This window comes from Lentzea sp. NPDC036955 (assembly GCF_055608005.1).
Genome location: NZ_JBVJRC010000002.1, coordinates 313986 through 328809 on the forward strand (window position 1 = coordinate 313986; position 14824 = coordinate 328809).

General features: G+C 72.3%; 19 protein-coding genes. 13 read left to right on the top strand and 6 right to left on the bottom strand.

Going from position 1 to position 14824, the window contains the following annotated elements; translation table 11 throughout:
• Positions 1–11: 11 nt before the first annotated feature.
• Together ACZ7CF_RS06535 and ACZ7CF_RS06540 are read left to right on the top strand one after the other, a co-directional pair.
• Positions 12–908, top strand: a complete 897-nt coding sequence (locus tag ACZ7CF_RS06535; RefSeq protein WP_470369050.1) for an AraC family transcriptional regulator — start codon at positions 12–14, stop codon at positions 906–908.
• Positions 909–974: 66 nt separating this feature from the next.
• Positions 975–1151 carry a CsbD family protein gene (locus tag ACZ7CF_RS06540; RefSeq protein WP_360384210.1) on the top strand — a complete coding sequence of 59 codons (177 nt, stop codon included), beginning with the start codon at positions 975–977 and terminating at the stop codon, positions 1149–1151.
• 66 nt (positions 1152–1217) lie between these two features.
• On the opposite strand, the gene ACZ7CF_RS06545 is transcribed toward ACZ7CF_RS06540, so the two are convergent.
• Positions 1218–1997 (bottom strand): MHYT domain-containing protein, encoded by a 780-nt coding sequence (locus tag ACZ7CF_RS06545; protein WP_470369051.1) that lies wholly within the window; start codon positions 1995–1997, stop codon positions 1218–1220.
• Between the two features lie 158 nt (positions 1998–2155).
• On the bottom strand, positions 2156–3091 hold the full coding sequence (locus tag ACZ7CF_RS06550; protein ID WP_360384206.1) for a patatin-like phospholipase family protein: 936 nt from the start codon (positions 3089–3091) through the stop codon (positions 2156–2158).
• Between the two features lie 172 nt (positions 3092–3263).
• On the opposite strand from ACZ7CF_RS06550, the gene ACZ7CF_RS06555 reads away from it, so the two are divergent.
• Entirely contained in the window at positions 3264–3656 is a 393-nt protein-coding gene (locus ACZ7CF_RS06555; RefSeq protein WP_360384204.1) for a hypothetical protein, read from the top strand.
• Between the two features lie 36 nt (positions 3657–3692).
• Here ACZ7CF_RS06555 and ACZ7CF_RS06560 read toward each other — a convergent pair whose 3' ends face one another.
• Positions 3693–4151 carry an Lrp/AsnC family transcriptional regulator gene (locus ACZ7CF_RS06560; RefSeq protein WP_458432541.1) on the bottom strand — a complete coding sequence of 153 codons (459 nt, stop codon included), beginning with the start codon at positions 4149–4151 and terminating at the stop codon, positions 3693–3695.
• A gap of 94 nt (positions 4152–4245) precedes the next feature.
• Here ACZ7CF_RS06560 and ACZ7CF_RS06565 point away from each other — a divergent pair, with 94 nt between their 5' ends.
• From ACZ7CF_RS06565 to ACZ7CF_RS06600, 8 genes are all read left to right on the top strand, one after another.
• Entirely contained in the window at positions 4246–5073 is an 828-nt protein-coding gene (locus tag ACZ7CF_RS06565; RefSeq protein WP_458432540.1) for an LLM class flavin-dependent oxidoreductase, read from the top strand.
• On the top strand, positions 5070–5486 hold the full coding sequence (locus ACZ7CF_RS06570) for a nucleoside deaminase (protein ID WP_458432539.1): 417 nt from the start codon (positions 5070–5072) through the stop codon (positions 5484–5486). The genes ACZ7CF_RS06565 and ACZ7CF_RS06570 overlap by 4 nt, the downstream gene beginning before the upstream one ends.
• A gap of 39 nt (positions 5487–5525) precedes the next feature.
• Positions 5526–6458, top strand: coding sequence for a LysR family transcriptional regulator (locus ACZ7CF_RS06575; RefSeq protein WP_360384196.1), 933 nt, complete (start codon positions 5526–5528; stop codon positions 6456–6458).
• A 45-nt stretch (positions 6459–6503) separates the two neighbouring features.
• Positions 6504–7469 (top strand): TIGR03564 family F420-dependent LLM class oxidoreductase, encoded by a 966-nt coding sequence (locus ACZ7CF_RS06580; protein WP_470369052.1) that lies wholly within the window; start codon positions 6504–6506, stop codon positions 7467–7469.
• Positions 7470–7581: 112 nt separating this feature from the next.
• Positions 7582–8787, top strand: a complete 1206-nt coding sequence (locus ACZ7CF_RS06585; RefSeq protein ID WP_458432536.1) for a PP2C family protein-serine/threonine phosphatase — start codon at positions 7582–7584, stop codon at positions 8785–8787.
• A 39-nt stretch (positions 8788–8826) separates the two neighbouring features.
• Entirely contained in the window at positions 8827–9033 is a 207-nt protein-coding gene (locus ACZ7CF_RS06590) for a hypothetical protein (protein ID WP_470369053.1), read from the top strand.
• A 3-nt stretch (positions 9034–9036) separates the two neighbouring features.
• Positions 9037–9831, top strand: a complete 795-nt coding sequence (locus ACZ7CF_RS06595) for an MBL fold metallo-hydrolase (protein ID WP_458432534.1) — start codon at positions 9037–9039, stop codon at positions 9829–9831.
• A 112-nt stretch (positions 9832–9943) separates the two neighbouring features.
• Positions 9944–10966 carry an LLM class flavin-dependent oxidoreductase gene (locus tag ACZ7CF_RS06600; protein ID WP_360384186.1) on the top strand — a complete coding sequence of 341 codons (1023 nt, stop codon included), beginning with the start codon at positions 9944–9946 and terminating at the stop codon, positions 10964–10966.
• Positions 10967–11010: 44 nt separating this feature from the next.
• Here ACZ7CF_RS06600 and ACZ7CF_RS06605 read toward each other — a convergent pair whose 3' ends face one another.
• Positions 11011–11286, bottom strand: a complete 276-nt coding sequence (locus ACZ7CF_RS06605; RefSeq protein WP_470369054.1) for a hypothetical protein — start codon at positions 11284–11286, stop codon at positions 11011–11013.
• Positions 11287–11537: 251 nt separating this feature from the next.
• Here ACZ7CF_RS06605 and ACZ7CF_RS06610 point away from each other — a divergent pair, with 251 nt between their 5' ends.
• Positions 11538–12128: a GNAT family N-acetyltransferase gene (locus ACZ7CF_RS06610; RefSeq protein ID WP_470369055.1), complete on the top strand. Its 591-nt coding sequence runs from the start codon at positions 11538–11540 to the stop codon at positions 12126–12128.
• Here the strand turns inward: ACZ7CF_RS06610 and ACZ7CF_RS06615 are convergent.
• Positions 12125–13105 carry an EamA family transporter gene (locus ACZ7CF_RS06615; RefSeq protein WP_470369056.1) on the bottom strand — a complete coding sequence of 327 codons (981 nt, stop codon included), beginning with the start codon at positions 13103–13105 and terminating at the stop codon, positions 12125–12127. The two genes, ACZ7CF_RS06610 and ACZ7CF_RS06615, sit on opposite strands and share 4 nt — an antisense overlap.
• A 54-nt stretch (positions 13106–13159) precedes the next feature.
• On the opposite strand from ACZ7CF_RS06615, the gene ACZ7CF_RS06620 reads away from it, so the two are divergent.
• On the top strand, positions 13160–13720 hold the full coding sequence (locus tag ACZ7CF_RS06620) for a CGNR zinc finger domain-containing protein (RefSeq protein ID WP_360384178.1): 561 nt from the start codon (positions 13160–13162) through the stop codon (positions 13718–13720).
• A gap of 3 nt (positions 13721–13723) precedes the next feature.
• On the opposite strand, the gene ACZ7CF_RS06625 is transcribed toward ACZ7CF_RS06620, so the two are convergent.
• Entirely contained in the window at positions 13724–14824 is a 1101-nt protein-coding gene (locus tag ACZ7CF_RS06625) for an amidohydrolase family protein (protein WP_470369057.1), read from the bottom strand.

Here is a 14824-nt window from a genome sequence, read left to right on the forward strand (position 1 = left end):
CGGTGGGGCTCGTGGATGTCGTCTCGCAGCTGCTGGCGGACGTGCGAGCGCGTGGCGCTGTGTTCCGGCAGGCGGCCCTGACCCCGCCGTGGGCGCTGCGGATGTCGAGCGGCGCCCCGCTGACGCTGGCCGTCGTGCTGCGCGGTGAGGCGTGGATCGTGCCCGACGGCGCCGACGCGGTGCTGCTCGAACCGGGCGCCGTGGCCCTGGTCCGCGGCGACGTGCCCCACACCGTCGCCTCCACACCGTCCGCCACGCCGACGCACGACGTGACCGCCGCCGACTACTGCCCACCTGGCCCGGAACCGGCCACCTGCGGAACCCCTGACAACAGCGCCGCCGTGCTGCTCAGCGGCGCGTTCGAACGCCGGGGTCAGCTGAGCGAACGCCTGCTGCACGCGTTGCCGCCGGTTCTCGTGGTGCCCTTCGGATCGCCGCCGGCTGTCGCGGAGGCGATGGCCGCCGAGATCGCCGACGGACGCCCCGGCCATCACCTGGTGCTCGACCGAATGCTGGACCTGCTGCTCGTGTCCGCCCTGCGCACCTGGTTCGCCGACCCGGCCGCGAACCCTCCCGCGTGGTGCCGTGCTCTGGACGAGCCGGTGGTGGGCGACGCGCTGCGGTTGATGCACGCCACGCCGGCCCGGTCGTGGACCGTGGCGGCGCTGGCGGCGGAGCTGGGCGTGTCGCGGGCGGCGTTCGCGCGGCGGTTCAGCGCCTCCGTCGGGGAGCCGCCGATGGGCTACCTCACGCGGTGGCGGATCACGTTGGCGGCGGACCTGTTGCGGGGCGGTGGGGAGACCGTGGGTGCCGTTGCGCGGAAGGTGGGGTATTCGGACGCGTTCGCGTTGAGCGTGGCGTTCAAGCGGGTGCTGGGAGTGCGACCGAGTGACCACCGCGATGGTTGAGGTTCGTCCCAGTGGGCACCCCGGTGTCACGACAACGCAGGGAACCCAGCTGTCGGGGAGGACCACATGGGCACCGACGACAAGATCGACCACAAGGCCGACGAGCTCAAGGGCAAGGTCAAGGAAGGCGTCGGCGACGTGACCGACGACCCCGGCCTGGAGACCGAGGGCAAGGTCGACCAGGCGAAGGGCAACCTCGGCCAGGCGGCGGAGAAGGTCAAGGACGCCTTCAAGAAGGACTGACGAAGCCGCGAGAACCAAGGGGCGCGCACTCAACACGAGGTGCGCGCCTTTTGGCGTGCAAGAACGTCAGGACACGGAGTCGGTGCGCCCGAACTGGTGCGACTCGTTGCGCCGCATCACGCGGTCGAGCAGCTCGGCGTCCTCGCCGCCCTCGTCACCGGAGGACGTGAGGGCCAGCAGGAAGATGATGACCACGCTGACACCGGCACCGCCGATGATCAGGGATGTGATCAGCTCCGGCGAGTTGTCGACGACCAGCGGGGCGTTCGGGGTGAGCATGACGTGCATGCCGGTGTAGTGCATGCCGGTGACCGCCACGCCCATCACCAGCGCGGCGCCGGCGACGGCGAGCCAGCCGCGGACGTTGGCGGTGGCCCAGAGGGCGGCTGTCGCGGCCACGACGGCGATCACGACGGAGAGCACCACCAGGCCGGGGTGGTAGGTGACGTCGGCGCCGATCACGATGCCCGCCATGCCGGTGTAGTGCATGCCGGCCACGCCGAGGCCGGTGATCAGGCCGCCCGCCAGGAACGGCCAGAGCCGGGTGTTGTCGCCGCGGCGGACCACGAGCAGGCCGAGGGCGACGACCACGATGGCGACCACCATGCTCGCCAGGGTGATGGGGATGTCGTAGGCGACCTTCGCGCCCATCCAGGTGCCGAGCATCGCGGTGAAGTGCATGCCCCAGATCCCGAGCCCGCCGATGGACACCGCGGCGATCGCCAGCCACCCGTTGCGTGACGCTCCGGTCGCCGTCCGTGCGCGTTCGGCGGACAGGAGACCGAGTGCGGAGCCGACGCACGCGACGAGGTACGCGGTGATCAGAGTGGAGGTCCCCATGTCCATGGGCCGAATGCAAACATTCTTCACCTATATGTGCAAGGAAACCTCCGGTGTCACATGGGCAACGAATGTCCACTGCGGACAGAGGGCCATCGGCCGGTCACCGAGCGCACTCCCGTCCGCAGAAGTGCTGCGTGCCGTGCCAGGTCGGCGACGCTGCGTCAGTGCGACTCCAGGACGCTCGCTGCCAGTGCGTCGGCCGCGGCACGGGTGCCGATGTCGACGACGGCGCGGAGCACGGCGGGGCGGCGTTCGGTGCGGCCGACGCGCAGGCTGCCGAGCGGCGGGCGGATCTGCAGGCACGCGGGGTGGGAGGCGAGCACGGCCTCCTCGACGAGCCGGTCGTCCTTGCGGCGCAGGAAGGTCTCGACGACACCCGGTGCGTGGCGGGCGAACCAGCGCCGCAGCACCAGCCGTTCGCTGCGGGTCGGCGGCATCGGCACCTCGTCGGAGCGGACCGTGCGCAGGACGACCAGGTGCGTGGCCTTCTGGGCCAGCGCGGTGCGCACCGGGACCATCTCGCTCATGCCGGCGTCGACGTACGGACGGCCGTCGATCACCACCGGCGGGCCGGCCAGCAGCGGCATCGCGGTCGAGGCCCGCAGCGCGGCCTGCAGGCTCGGCACGTCGTGGATCCGCTCGTGCAGGTCGGTGGACTCGCCGGTGAGGGCGTCGGTGGTCATCGGGTGGAACTCGACGGGGTTGTCCAGGATGTCCTGGAAGCCCATCGGCACGACCTGGGTGTAGATGGTGTGCACGAGGTGCTGGGTGTCCACGACGGGCAACCGGCGCAGCGCGCGCATCGGGTTGATGGTCGTCCGCATGACCGCGGGGTCCCACCAGGCGTGTTTGCTGCTGTCGGCACGCCCGCACAACAGCCACGCACCGTTCAACGAGCCCGCCGAGCTGCCGTAGACCGCGTCGAACGCCGGCAGCAGCCCGAGCTGTTCGATCGCGACGGTCATGCCGCTCGAGTACGCGCCGCGCGAGCTCCCGCCCTCGATCAGCAGCACGAGGCGTGCGTCGTCCGCGCGGTTGCCCGGTGTGCTCCCTTGCCGCTTGCGGTCGCGCAGCAGCTGGAGGACGGACTCGGTCACCTTCCACCCCTTTCCCGGCACGGGTACACCACCGATGATCCACGAACACCGGACCGGCGGCCCGGCCGCGGCGACATGCGGGATGAAGATCCGCGCATATCCGCAACGACCGCCCTCCGCGGGCACTACGGTGGCGGTCGGTGGATCAGCGAGGTGTGAGGGGTTCGGGGACATGACGTCGTGGGCCGAGGTCGTCAGCTACGTGCGGCTGCGCTACGAGGTGCTGGAGGAGCAGGACGCGTGGCTGCGGTTCCGCCTCGACACCGAGGACGGCCGGTCCCAGCAGGTCACGGTGCACCACCTGCCCGACCTCGACGGCGCGCAGTGGCTGGAGATCTCCTCCGCCGTCGGCCGCGCGGACGAGATCGACCTGCGGCGGCTGCTCGAGCTGGCCGGCGGGGTGGACGTCGGCGGCGCGGCCGTGGTGGACGGGGTGGCGCTGCTCAAGCACACGATCCCGCTGGAGCACCTCAGCGTGCAGGAGGAGTTCGGCCGGCCGCTGACCCTCCTGGTCGCCCGCGCCGACGCCTTCGAGCATGAGCTGACGAGCACCGACCACTTCTGACACCCGACCGCTCCCGTTGTGCCGCAACGGGACTCGTCACGGCACCGCGGGTGGCGCGCTCACACCGCGGTAGGTCATGGTCTGGCTGTAGACGATGCTGGTGGTGGTGCTGCCGAACGCCATCAGCTCGTCGACCACCCGCTCCAGGTGCGGCATCGACGTGGCGGCGACCTTGAGGGTGTAGCAGTCCTCGCCGGTGGTGCGCAGGCACTCCAGCACCTCCGGCCGCTCGGCGAGGAACCGGTGCAGCGGCTGGTGCCGGTTGCCGGGGTACTTCAGGCGCACCACGGCCAGCACGCCGTAGCCCGTGCTGGCGAGGTCGACGGTGGCCCGGTAGCCGGTGATGACCCCGGCGCCCTCCAGCCGCTTCACGCGTTCGGTCGTGGCCGAGGCGCTGAGGCTGACGCGGCGCCCGAGCTCGGTGATCGGCACGCGGCCGTCGCGCTGCAGCTCGGCGAGGATCGCCCAGTCGGTCGCGTCGAGCGTCTCGGTCATCCGGCGAATGTAGCGGGAAATCCACGGCCGGACCGCGCAGATGCCGTGAAGATCCCCTTCAGCGGACTCGGTCCGACGGCCTAGCCTTGATCACGTGTTGATCGGCGTGAACGTCCCCAACTTCGGCCCCGGCACCAGCCCGGCCGTGCTGCGCGACTGGGCGCGGACGGTGGAGGGCCTGGGCTTCGACCTGCTCATGGTGTCCGACCACGTGGCGGTGACGCCGGACGTGGCCGAGCAGTACCCGGCGCCGTTCTACGAGCCGTTCACCACCCTGTCCTGGCTCGCCGGGGTGACCGAGCGGATCACCCTCGGCACGACCGTGCTCATCGCGCCCTACCGGCACCCGCTGCTGGTCGCGCGGATGGCGGCGAACCTCGCCGACCTCAGCGGCGGGCGGCTCGTGCTCGGCGTCGGGATCGGCTGGGCGCGCCAGGAGTTCGCGGCGCTGGGCGTCGAGTTCGGGCGCAGGGGCGAGCTCACCGACGAGCTGATCACGGCCGTGCGCACGGCGTGGGAGGACGACGGCTACCGCGCGGGGCACATCCCGATCTGGGTGGGCGGGCACAGCGACGGGGCGTTGCGCCGCGTGGTCCGGCTCGGTGACGCGTGGCACCCGCTGCGGCAGACACCGGACGGGTGGCAGGAGTCGTTGGCGCGGTTGAAGAAGACGGCTGCCGAGCAGGACCGGCCGGTGCCCGGTCTGGCGCCGCGGGTCCTGCTCCGGCTGACCGACGACCCGCCGGCGGAACGGCGGCTGGGGGAGGGCACCGTCGAGCAGGTCGTCGCGGACCTGGAAAGGCTGCGGGCCGACGGCGCGCACGCGGTGGTCCTCGACCCGTTCATCGGCGACCCCGAGGAGACGCGGCGGCCCGAGGCCGCGTGGCACGCACTGGCAGCGGTACGGAAGGAGTTCCGGTGAACGAGGAGCATCTGCGGCGGGCGCTCGCACTGGCGGCCGAGGCACGGGCGGGCGGCAACCCGCCGTTCGGGTCGCTGCTGGTCGGCCCGGACGGGTCGGTGCTCGCCGAGGAGCGCAACACCTGCCTGACCGACGACGACATCACCGCGCACCCCGAGCTCAAGCTGGCCAGGTGGGCCGCGCGGTCGCTCGACGCGGACACGGCGGCCGGGACCACGATGTACACCTCCTGCGAGCCGTGCGGGATGTGCGCGGGGGCGCTGGCCCGCTCGGGCATCGGGAACGTCGTGTTCGCGCTGTCCACAGAGCAGCTCAACGGGCTGAAGACGACGGGCGGGTTCGCCGCCGTGCCGAACGACGGCCCGCACCTCTACGACGAGGCGAAGGTGCCGGTGGAGGGCTACTACCCGTAGCCGATGCCCCGTGGGCATCGAGGTGGTTGGCTGGACGGTGTGGAGTTGCGACAACTGCGGTACGTCGTGGCGGTCGCCGAGCACCGCCACTTCCGGCGCGCGGCGCACGCGCTCGGGATGACCCAGCCCTCGCTGTCGCGGCAGGTGGGCGCGGTCGAACGCGAGCTCGGCACGGCTTTGTTCGAACGGACCGCCCGCGGCGTGGTGCCGACCGCCGCGGGCGAGGTCTACGTCGTGCACGCCCGGCAGGTGCTGGAGCAGGTCGAGGCCGGGGCGACCGAGGCGCGGCGGGCTGCCCGCGGCCAGACCGGGTCGCTGCGGCTCGGGTTCGTGGGGGAGGCGCTGGTCGAGCTGCTGCCCTCGCTGCTGGCGCGGTTCCGGTCGGTGCACCCCGGAGTGGGCCTGGAGTGCCGTGAGCTGTCGACGGCGCAGGGCGCGGCTGCGTTGCGCGCGGGTGAGGTCGACCTGGCGTTCTGCCGCGGTGCGCCGGCCGGGGACGGCGCCGAGCTGCTGACCTCCGTGCCGGTCGCCGGCGACCACCTCGTGCTGGTGTGCCACCGGGGCCACCCGTTCGCCGGGCTGCCCGCCGTCTCCGCAGAGCAGCTGCGCGGTCAGCCGCTCATCGCGTCGTCGGCCGCCGACGAACCCGCCGCGGCGCGGGTGCTGGCACCGCTGCTCGGCGCCTCCTGCGGGGTCACCGCGACGCGGGACGTGCACACCGTCATCGGCCTGGCCGCCTGCGGGCTGGGGGTGGGGCTGCTGCCGTCGAGCGCGCGGCGCCTGGCCCGGCCGGAGACCGTCGTCGTGGAGGTCGACCCGGTGCTGCGGCTGCCCGACCTCACCATGGCGTTCCGCTCCACCGACGGGTCACCGCCGCTGGCCGCGTTCCTCGCCGTGACGAGGGAGCACTGCCCCGGAACCGGGAAGCTGCTGGCCAGGGTGATGCCCCGCAGGCATCGCCGGTCGGGTTGACGGGCATCGCGCGCCACGGGCCGCCGCCGGGGGTGACATGGGTGCATGTCGATCACTTCACAAGCGTTGCGGTACGGGGTCACGTTGGCCGGTACGGGCGGGGACGACCTGGTGGCGGCCGCCGTGGACGAGGCTCGTGAGGCCGCCGGGTTCGGCGCCGACTCGGTGTGGCTGGGGCAGCGGCTCGACTACGACGCCATCGGCCTGGCCGGGCTGGTGGGCGTGCAGGTGCCGGGCATCGACGTCGGGGTCTCCGCGGTGCCGGTGTTCGCACGGCACCCGCTGCTGGTGGGCAGCCAGGCCCAGACCGCGCAGGCGGCCACCCGCGGCCGCTTCCACCTCGCGGTCGCACTGGGCGCGCCGCCGATCGTCGAGCAGGCGTTCGGGTTGCCGTGGGAACGGCCGGTGACCCGGCTGCGCGAGTTCCTGACCGCACTCGGCCCGTTGCTGCGCGGCGAACCCACCCAGCACGAGGGCGAGCTGCTCACCGCGCGGTCGCTGCTGCCGACCCACGTCCCCGGTGCGACGCGGACCCCGTTGCTCGTGGCCGCCATGGCACCGCAGGCCCTGCGCGTCACCGGCGAGCTGGCCGACGGGACCGTGCCGTACCTCGCGGGGCCCAAGGTGCTCGCCGAGCACATCGTGCCCGCCGTCACCGCCGCCGCGGCAGCGGCGGGCAGGCCGGCTCCCCGCGTCGTGGCGCTCGTCCCCGCCGCCGTCACCACCGACCGGCGGGACCTCCGCACCATGGCCGACGGCCTGTCGTTCTACCCGCAGTTCGCCTCCTACCGCCGCGTTCTCGAGCTGAACGGCACCGAACGACCGGAGGAGCTGGCACTGCTCGGCGACGAGGACACCGTCGCAGAGGGGCTGCGCCGCTACGTCGAAGCCGGCGCCACCGAGGTCGTCCTCACCGCGCACCACGACCTCAGCCCCGCGGTGCAGACCAGGACGCGCCGGTTGGCGGGAGCGCTTGCACGTGCTGCGAAGGAGAGTGTGATCAGCGGCTAAACCTGGTGGTAGTTGATTTTGAACCGGTTTGCGATGATCAGACCGGGTCGGCTCGCCGCACGACTCCGCCAGACGTGGGAAACTGTCCGTCGCACTGCGAGACGGAGGTGGGATGGCGGAGGACAGGACGTCGTTGCGGATGCGCGTCCTCGACGCCATCACCGACGGAGCGCTCAAGGAGCTCGACCTCGACAAGGTCCTGCACGTCCTGCTGGACCGCACCCGCGAGCTGCTCTCGGCCGACACCACCACCGTGCTGCTCGTGGACCGCAGCGGCACCCAGCTGGTGGCGCGGGCGAGCTCCGGTCTGGACGAGGAGGTCTTCCAGGGCGCGCGCGTTGCGGTCGGCAGGGGTTTCGCCGGTCGCGTCGCCCAGTCCCGGCTGCCGCTGCAGATCGAGCACGTCGACCCGTCCACTGTGGTCAACCCGCTGCTGTGGGAGCACGGCCTGCAGGTCATGCTCGGCGTCGCGATGATCGCCGAGGGCGAGCTGACCGGCGTCGTGCACGTCGGCCGCACCACCGCCGACACCTTCTCGGAGGAGGAGGTCGACGCCCTGCAGCTGATCGCCGACCGCCTCGCCGTGGCCGTCTACGTGAACCGCTTCCGGTCCGAACGCGCCGCCGCGACACTGCTGCAGGAAAGCCTTCTCCCGGCTCGGCTGCCGAGCACCGAGGGCTGGGAGCTGGCCGCACGGTACGTCCCGGGCGCGGAGAGCGGCGTCGGCGGCGACTGGTACGACGTGTTCGACCTGCCCGGCGGGCGGATGGGCGTGGTGATCGGCGACGTCGTCGGCAACGGCCTGAAGGCGGCCGTCGTGATGGGACGGTTGCGCAGCGCGTTGCGCGCCTACGCGCTGGAGTACGCCGATCCCGCGGTCGTGCTGGCCAAGCTCGACCGGAAGGCGAGCCACTTCGAGCACGAGACCATGGCCACCGTCGCCTACGCCGTCATCGACACGGCGACGCACCACATGAGCCTCGCCGTGGCCGGCCACCTGCCCCCGGTGATCGCGCAGCCGGGTGCGGAGGCCTGCTTCGCCGACGTCCCGGTGGGACCGCCGGTCGGCTTCGACCTGGGCAGCTCCGGCCGCCGCGCCGCCGAGGTGGAGCTGGCGCCGGGGTCGCTGGTCGTGCTCTACACCGACGGGCTCGTCGAGCGGCGCGACCAGGACCTCGACGACGGTCTGGAGCGGCTGCGCGGCGTCGTGACACCGCTGGAGCCGGAAGAGCTGTGCATCCAGGTGATGGCGACGATGGTCGGTGACCAGCCGGCGACCGACGACATCGCGCTGGTGGCGATCCGGCACAGCCCCTGACGCACGTTCATCCGCGCCGGGACCGGGTAGCCGAGCGGTATGACCACTGAACGGCGTGACAACGCGGAGCAGGACTACGACAACGCCAGCCGGACCTCGTTGCAGGAGGCGGGGGCGGACGTGGTGGACGAGGCGGAGACCGTGCCGGGCCGCAGCGGCTCCGGGTCGGCGCACCCGGAGCCGAACCCGACCGGGAACGTCGGTCTCTCCGACTACTCGGTGAGCGACGACCCGGACCGGGGCTGACCGGTGACCGGCTCGCTGCACTTCATCGGCAACGCCACGACGGTGCTGCGGCTGGGGCCGTTCACGCTGCTGACCGACCCCAACTTCCTCCACAAGGGACAGTGGACGCACATCGGGCAGGGCGTGGTGTCGCGCCGGCTCACCGATCCGGCCGTCGAGATCGCCGACCTGCCCGAGCTGGACGCCGTGGTGCTGTCGCACCTGCACGGCGACCACTTCGACCGGGTGGCGAGCCGGGAGCTGGCCCGCGACCTGCCGGTGCTCACCACACCGCACGCGGCGAAACGCCTGGCACGGCGAGGTTTTCGCGAGGCGCAGCCGTTGCGCACGTGGGAGACGACGACGCTGACCCGCGGCACGGCGCGGCTGACCATCACCTCGTTGCCCGGCCGGCACGCGCTGGGAGCGGTGGGCCACCTGCTGCCGCCGGTCATGGGCACCATGCTGGAGTACCAGGAGGCCGGTGGGCGGCCGTTCCGCGTGTACCTCAGCGGCGACACGCTCGTGCACCCGTCACTGCGGCAGATCCGCGACCGCTTCGCCGACATCGACCTGGCGGTCGTGCACCTGGGCGGCACCAAGGTCCTCGGCGTGCTGCTCACCATGGACGGCGAGCAGGGCGCCGACCTGGTGGAGCTGCTCTCGCCGCGCACCACCGTCCCCGTGCACTACGAGGAGTACGGGGTGATGAAGTCGCCGCTGTCCGACTTCACCGCGGAGATCGCCCGGCGCGGCACCGGCCTGGACGTGCGGGTGGTGCCCCGCGGCGACACGGTCCCGCTGCCGGTGCGGCGGTGAGATCGGGCACCATCGCGCCGCACGGGGAATGCCCGCGCGCCGGTGCACGTTCCCGTGGCACAGGCGGAAGCCCGCCGTGCACCGGCTACCGGACGGAAGTGTTGGGCAGGACATGAAGAAGATCGGTTTTCTGTCGTTCGGGCACTGGTCGGACAGCCCGCACTCGCAGACGAGGTCCGCGGCGGACACGCTGCTGCAGTCGATCGACCTCGCGGTGGCGGCCGAGGAGCTGGGTGCCGACGGCGCCTACTTCCGCGTGCACCACTTCGCGCAGCAGCTCGCGTCGCCGTTCCCGCTGCTCGCGGCGATCGGCGCCAAGACCGAGCGCATCGAGATCGGCACCGGCGTGATCGACATGCGCTACGAGAACCCCATGTACATGGTGGAGGACGCGGGCGCCGCCGACCTGATCTCCGGCGGCAGGCTGCAGCTCGGCATCTCCCGCGGATCGCCCGAGCAGGTCGTGGACGGCTGGCGGTACTTCGGCTACCAGCCCGCCGAGGGCGAGACCGAGGCCGACATGGCCCGCAAGCACGCCGAGGTGTTCCTCAAGGTGCTGGAGGGCGAGGGCTTCGCACGCCCCAACCCGCGCCCGATGTTCCCGAACCCGCCCGGCCTGCTGCGCCTGGAACCGCACTCGCCGGGCCTGCGCGACCGCATCTGGTGGGGCGCCGGCTCGAACGGCACCGCGGTGTGGGCGGCCGAGCAGGGCATGAACCTGATGAGCTCGACCCTGAAGTTCGACGAGGGCGGCGCACCGTTCCACGTGCAGCAGGCCGACCAGATCCGCGCGTTCCGCAAGGCGTGGACCGAGGCCGGCTGGGACCGCGAACCCCGCGTCTCGGTGTCGCGCAGCATCTTCGCGCTCACCACCGACCTCGACCACATGTACTTCGGTGACGACGGCGAGAGCCGCGACCAGATCGGCTTCATCGACGGCCCGAACAAGGCCATCTTCGGCCGCTCGTACGCCGCCGAGCCGGACGTGCTCGCGAAGCAGCTGGCCGAGGACGAGGCCATCGCCGAGGCCGACACGCTGCTGCTGACCGTGCCGAACCAGCTGGGCGTGGACTACAGCGCGCACGTGGTGGAGAACATCCTGCTGCACGTGGCGCCGGAGCTCGGCTGGCGGTGATCCCGGCGGTCCGGTGGCGTGTTCCGCGCCACCGGACCGGCGCGTCACGTGCAGTACCAGGAATACGGGTTGTTGTAGCTCGTGTAGCCCGCCGTGCTGTTCGACCCGTAAGTGCGGCGGCACGCCGCGTTCATGTCGACGGATTGACGGCCGCCCGGGTCCTGGCCGTACTGGCAGGCCCAGCCGAACACGTGGAAATGGACGAGTTCCGCGTGCCACGGGTTCTGGAAGGTGGTCACGCACCACCCGTTGATGTCGACGCCACCGCCCGCTGCGGCTGGTGCGGCGGTTCCGGCGAGGGTTCCCCCGACCAGCAGCACCGCTGCGACTATTCGTTGAATTCTTCTCACGGTTCTCCCGACTCGGTTTCGCTGAGCTGTCGTCCCATCGGTACCGGGTGCCGAACAGCGAGGTCAACCGGACCGTCGGAAATTGCCGCAATCTGCCGGTTCCGGTGCTGATTTCGTCAATTCACTGGCCGATTCCTGTCCAATTCGCGGAAGTGGGCGGTCGTGAATCCGCCGGGCCGGATCGGGCTGCTGCGCCGGTGCGTCGGTGCGAGGATGGCCGCGTGCCTTCCCTGGTCGGTCCCGCCCGGTCCGCGGGCTCCCTGCGCGCCCTCGCTCAACGGCACCTCGACGTCGACGACGGCCTGGTGCTGCGCCCGTGGCTGGCCGCTGACGCCGACGTCGTGAAGAGGGCGTTCGACTGCCCGGACGTCCAGCGGTGGCACGTGCGGCGGATGGACGGGCTCGCCGAGGCCCGCGCGTGGGTCGGGGAGTGGGCGCGGCGGTGGGAGGCCGAGACCGACGGCAGCTGGGCGGTGGCCGGCCGGGCCGACGACCGACCGGTCGGGCAGGTCGGCTTGCGCATGATCTCGCTGGGTGTCGCGTCGGCGCACCTGTCGTACTGGGTGGTGCCCGAAGCGCGCGGTGCCGGGGTCGCGGTGCGCGCGACGCGGGCGGTGGCGCGGTGGTCGTTCGACGTGCTCGGCCTGCACCGGCTGGTGCTGCAGCACTCGACGGCCAACTCCGCGTCGTGCCGGGTGGCCGCGAAGCTGGGGTTCGCCGTCGAGGGAACGGAACGCGGAGCCGCCCGGCACGCGGACGGCTGGCACGACATGCACGTGCACGGCCGCCTGCGCACCGATCCGCCGTTCTAGGGGGTCGCGGCACCGACCGCGGGCACCGCGACCGGCTCCACCCGCTCCCGTTCCGCGCGGACCGCAGCGATCCCGGCGAGGATCAGCGCGCCACCGGCGAGCTGCAGCGGGGACAGGCCCTGGCCGAGCAGCAGCCAGGCGAACACCGACGCCGACACGACCTCCAGCAGCGCGATGAACGACGCCAGCCGCGAGCCGAGGATGCCGGACGCCGTGATGCCGCTCGCGTAGGCCAGTGCGGTGCCGACGACCGCGACGACGAGCAGCGGCGCCCACCACGGCGTGCTCGTGCCGAACAGCGGCAGGTCGCCGAACGTCGCCGTGAACGGCAGCAGACCGGTGGCGCCGACCAGTGCCAGCACCGGCACGGCGAGCAGCAGGCCCGCACCGGCCAGTGCGACCGGCGGCAGCCCCTCGTTGGGGCGTGCGGCGATCACGAAGTACACCGAGCAGCCGATGGCCGCGCCGAAAGCAGCGGCGACGCCGACCGGGTCCACCGCCTGGAGTGCGCCGGGCCCGATCACGAGCACCAGGCCGCCGACGGCGAGCACCGAGCCGACGAGGACGACGGGTGCGGGTGTGCGGCGGCTGGCCGCCCAGGTGAACCCGACGAGGATGATCGGCGCGAGGAACTCGATCAGCAGCGCCGTCGCCACCGGGATGCGCTGGATCGCCGCGAAGTACAGCACCTGCGTGACCGCCACGCCGAGCACGCCCATGCCCACCACGGACCACCGGGCGCGCACCAGCGACGACCACCGGCCGCGCAGCGAGAGCAGCACGAACGGCAGCAGCACCAGCCCGGCGGTGAGCGCGCGGGCCGTGACCGCCGCGGTCGGCGACCAGCCGTTGTCCAGCAGCGGTTTGACGAACGCCCCGGAGGTGCCGAAGGAGAGGAACGAGACCGCTGCCGCGATCAGACCCGTGGACTTCGACGGGACTCCCATGCGCGCCTCCCGGCTTCCGAGCGTTGTCATGGCCTAACCTGGCCGATGCCCCTGACGCTAAGCCGCTTCGGGTAAGGAGTCAATTTGCGTTTTGCCCCTGACACGGAGGTGTCGCTCGCCTTCGTCGTGGACCTGTGCAACACCGACCCGTCGGCGTCCCGCAGCGGTGCCGACGAACTGGCCACGGTCGAGCAGCTCTCGGAGCTGGTGACCCGCGTCGGGTTCACCGGCCGCATCGACCGCGACGAGGCCGAGCTGCGGGAGGTGCAGGAGGCGCGGGCGCAGCTGCGGCACGCGTGGACGCTCAGCCGTGACGACGCCGTCGAGGTCGTCAACAAGATGCTGCGCGACGCCAAGGCGCTGCCTCACCTCGTGCGGCACGACACGCAGGACTGGCACATGCACGCCACCGAACCCGGCTCGCCGCTCGCGGAACGGATCCGCGTGGAGGCCGCGCTCGCCCTCATCGACGTGATCCGGATGGACGAGGTGGACCGGCTGCGGATCTGCGCGGCCGACGACTGCGCCGGTCTGCTGCTCGACCTGTCGCGCAACGGGCTCAAGCGGTTCTGCAGCGTGCGGTGCGGCAACCGGATGAACATGATCGCCTTCCGGGAGCGCCGCGCGCAGGAGGGGCGGGAGTAGGGGTCAGCGCGGTACGGCGACCCCGCGCTTCCACACCCCGGCGATCTCGCGGGTGGCGCTGATGTCCCGCGTGGGATCGCGGGCGACCAGCAGGAGGTCCGCGCGTTTGCCCGCGGCGATGACCCCGCGGTCGTGCAGGCCGAACGTGGTCGCGGCCCGGGAGGTCGCGGCCGCGAGCGCGTCGGCCGGGGTGAGCCCGGCGGACACCAGCAGGGCGAGCTCCTCGTGGACCGCGCTGCCGTGGGCGACCCTGGCGGGCGAGCTCGGGTCGGCGTTCGCGTCCGTGCCGAGGACGATCGGCACCCCGGCGGTGTGCAGGGCGGTGGTCGAGGCGACGGTCTGGCCGAAGTGCAGCGACTTCGGCTTGAACGGCACGCAGAGGTTCTCCAGAGCCGTTCGCATCATGACCATCGTGGGGGACACGGCCGTTCCCGCGGCGGCGATCCGGCCGGCCAGGTCGGCGGGGAGCGCGGCGCTGACGGGGGCGTGCGTGATGACGTCGGCCCCGGCGGCGAGCGCGGTGGCGTAGGCCTGCGGTGAGGCGGCGTGGACGACCACCTTCTTCCCGGCGCGGTGGGCCTCCGCGACGAGGGCGGTGACGGTGTCCTGGCTGAGCGGCCTTGGCTGGAACGGCAGCAGCCGCTCCTCCAGCACGACCTTCAGGTAGTCCGGGTCCTGCCGCAGGCGTTCAGCCACCCAGCGGGCGGCGTCGAAGGGACCCCGCACCGCGGTGGAGGCCGGGAAACCCATCTTGCGCACGGCGGTGCCGCGCACGGCGCACGCCGGGTGGGAGACGCCGCGGACGTCGGCTCGGGTGTCGGACTCGGTGTCGCGCAACGACCTCAGGTCGTCCCACAGCTTCGACCCCATGTCGAGCGCGGTGGTGACGCCCCAGTGCAGCGCGGTGGTGAGCTCGTCGGCGTGTCCGATGTGGACGTGCGTGTCGATCAGGCCGGGCAGCAGGTAGCCGCCCCGTCCGTCGACGAGCTCGCCACCACCGGTGCTTCCGGTGATCACGCCGTTGTCGACGGTCACCGAACCGAGCGGGCCGAAGGTGTGCGCCGCGGTGAACGGGTGGACGTTGGTGATCGTGAACCGGGACAT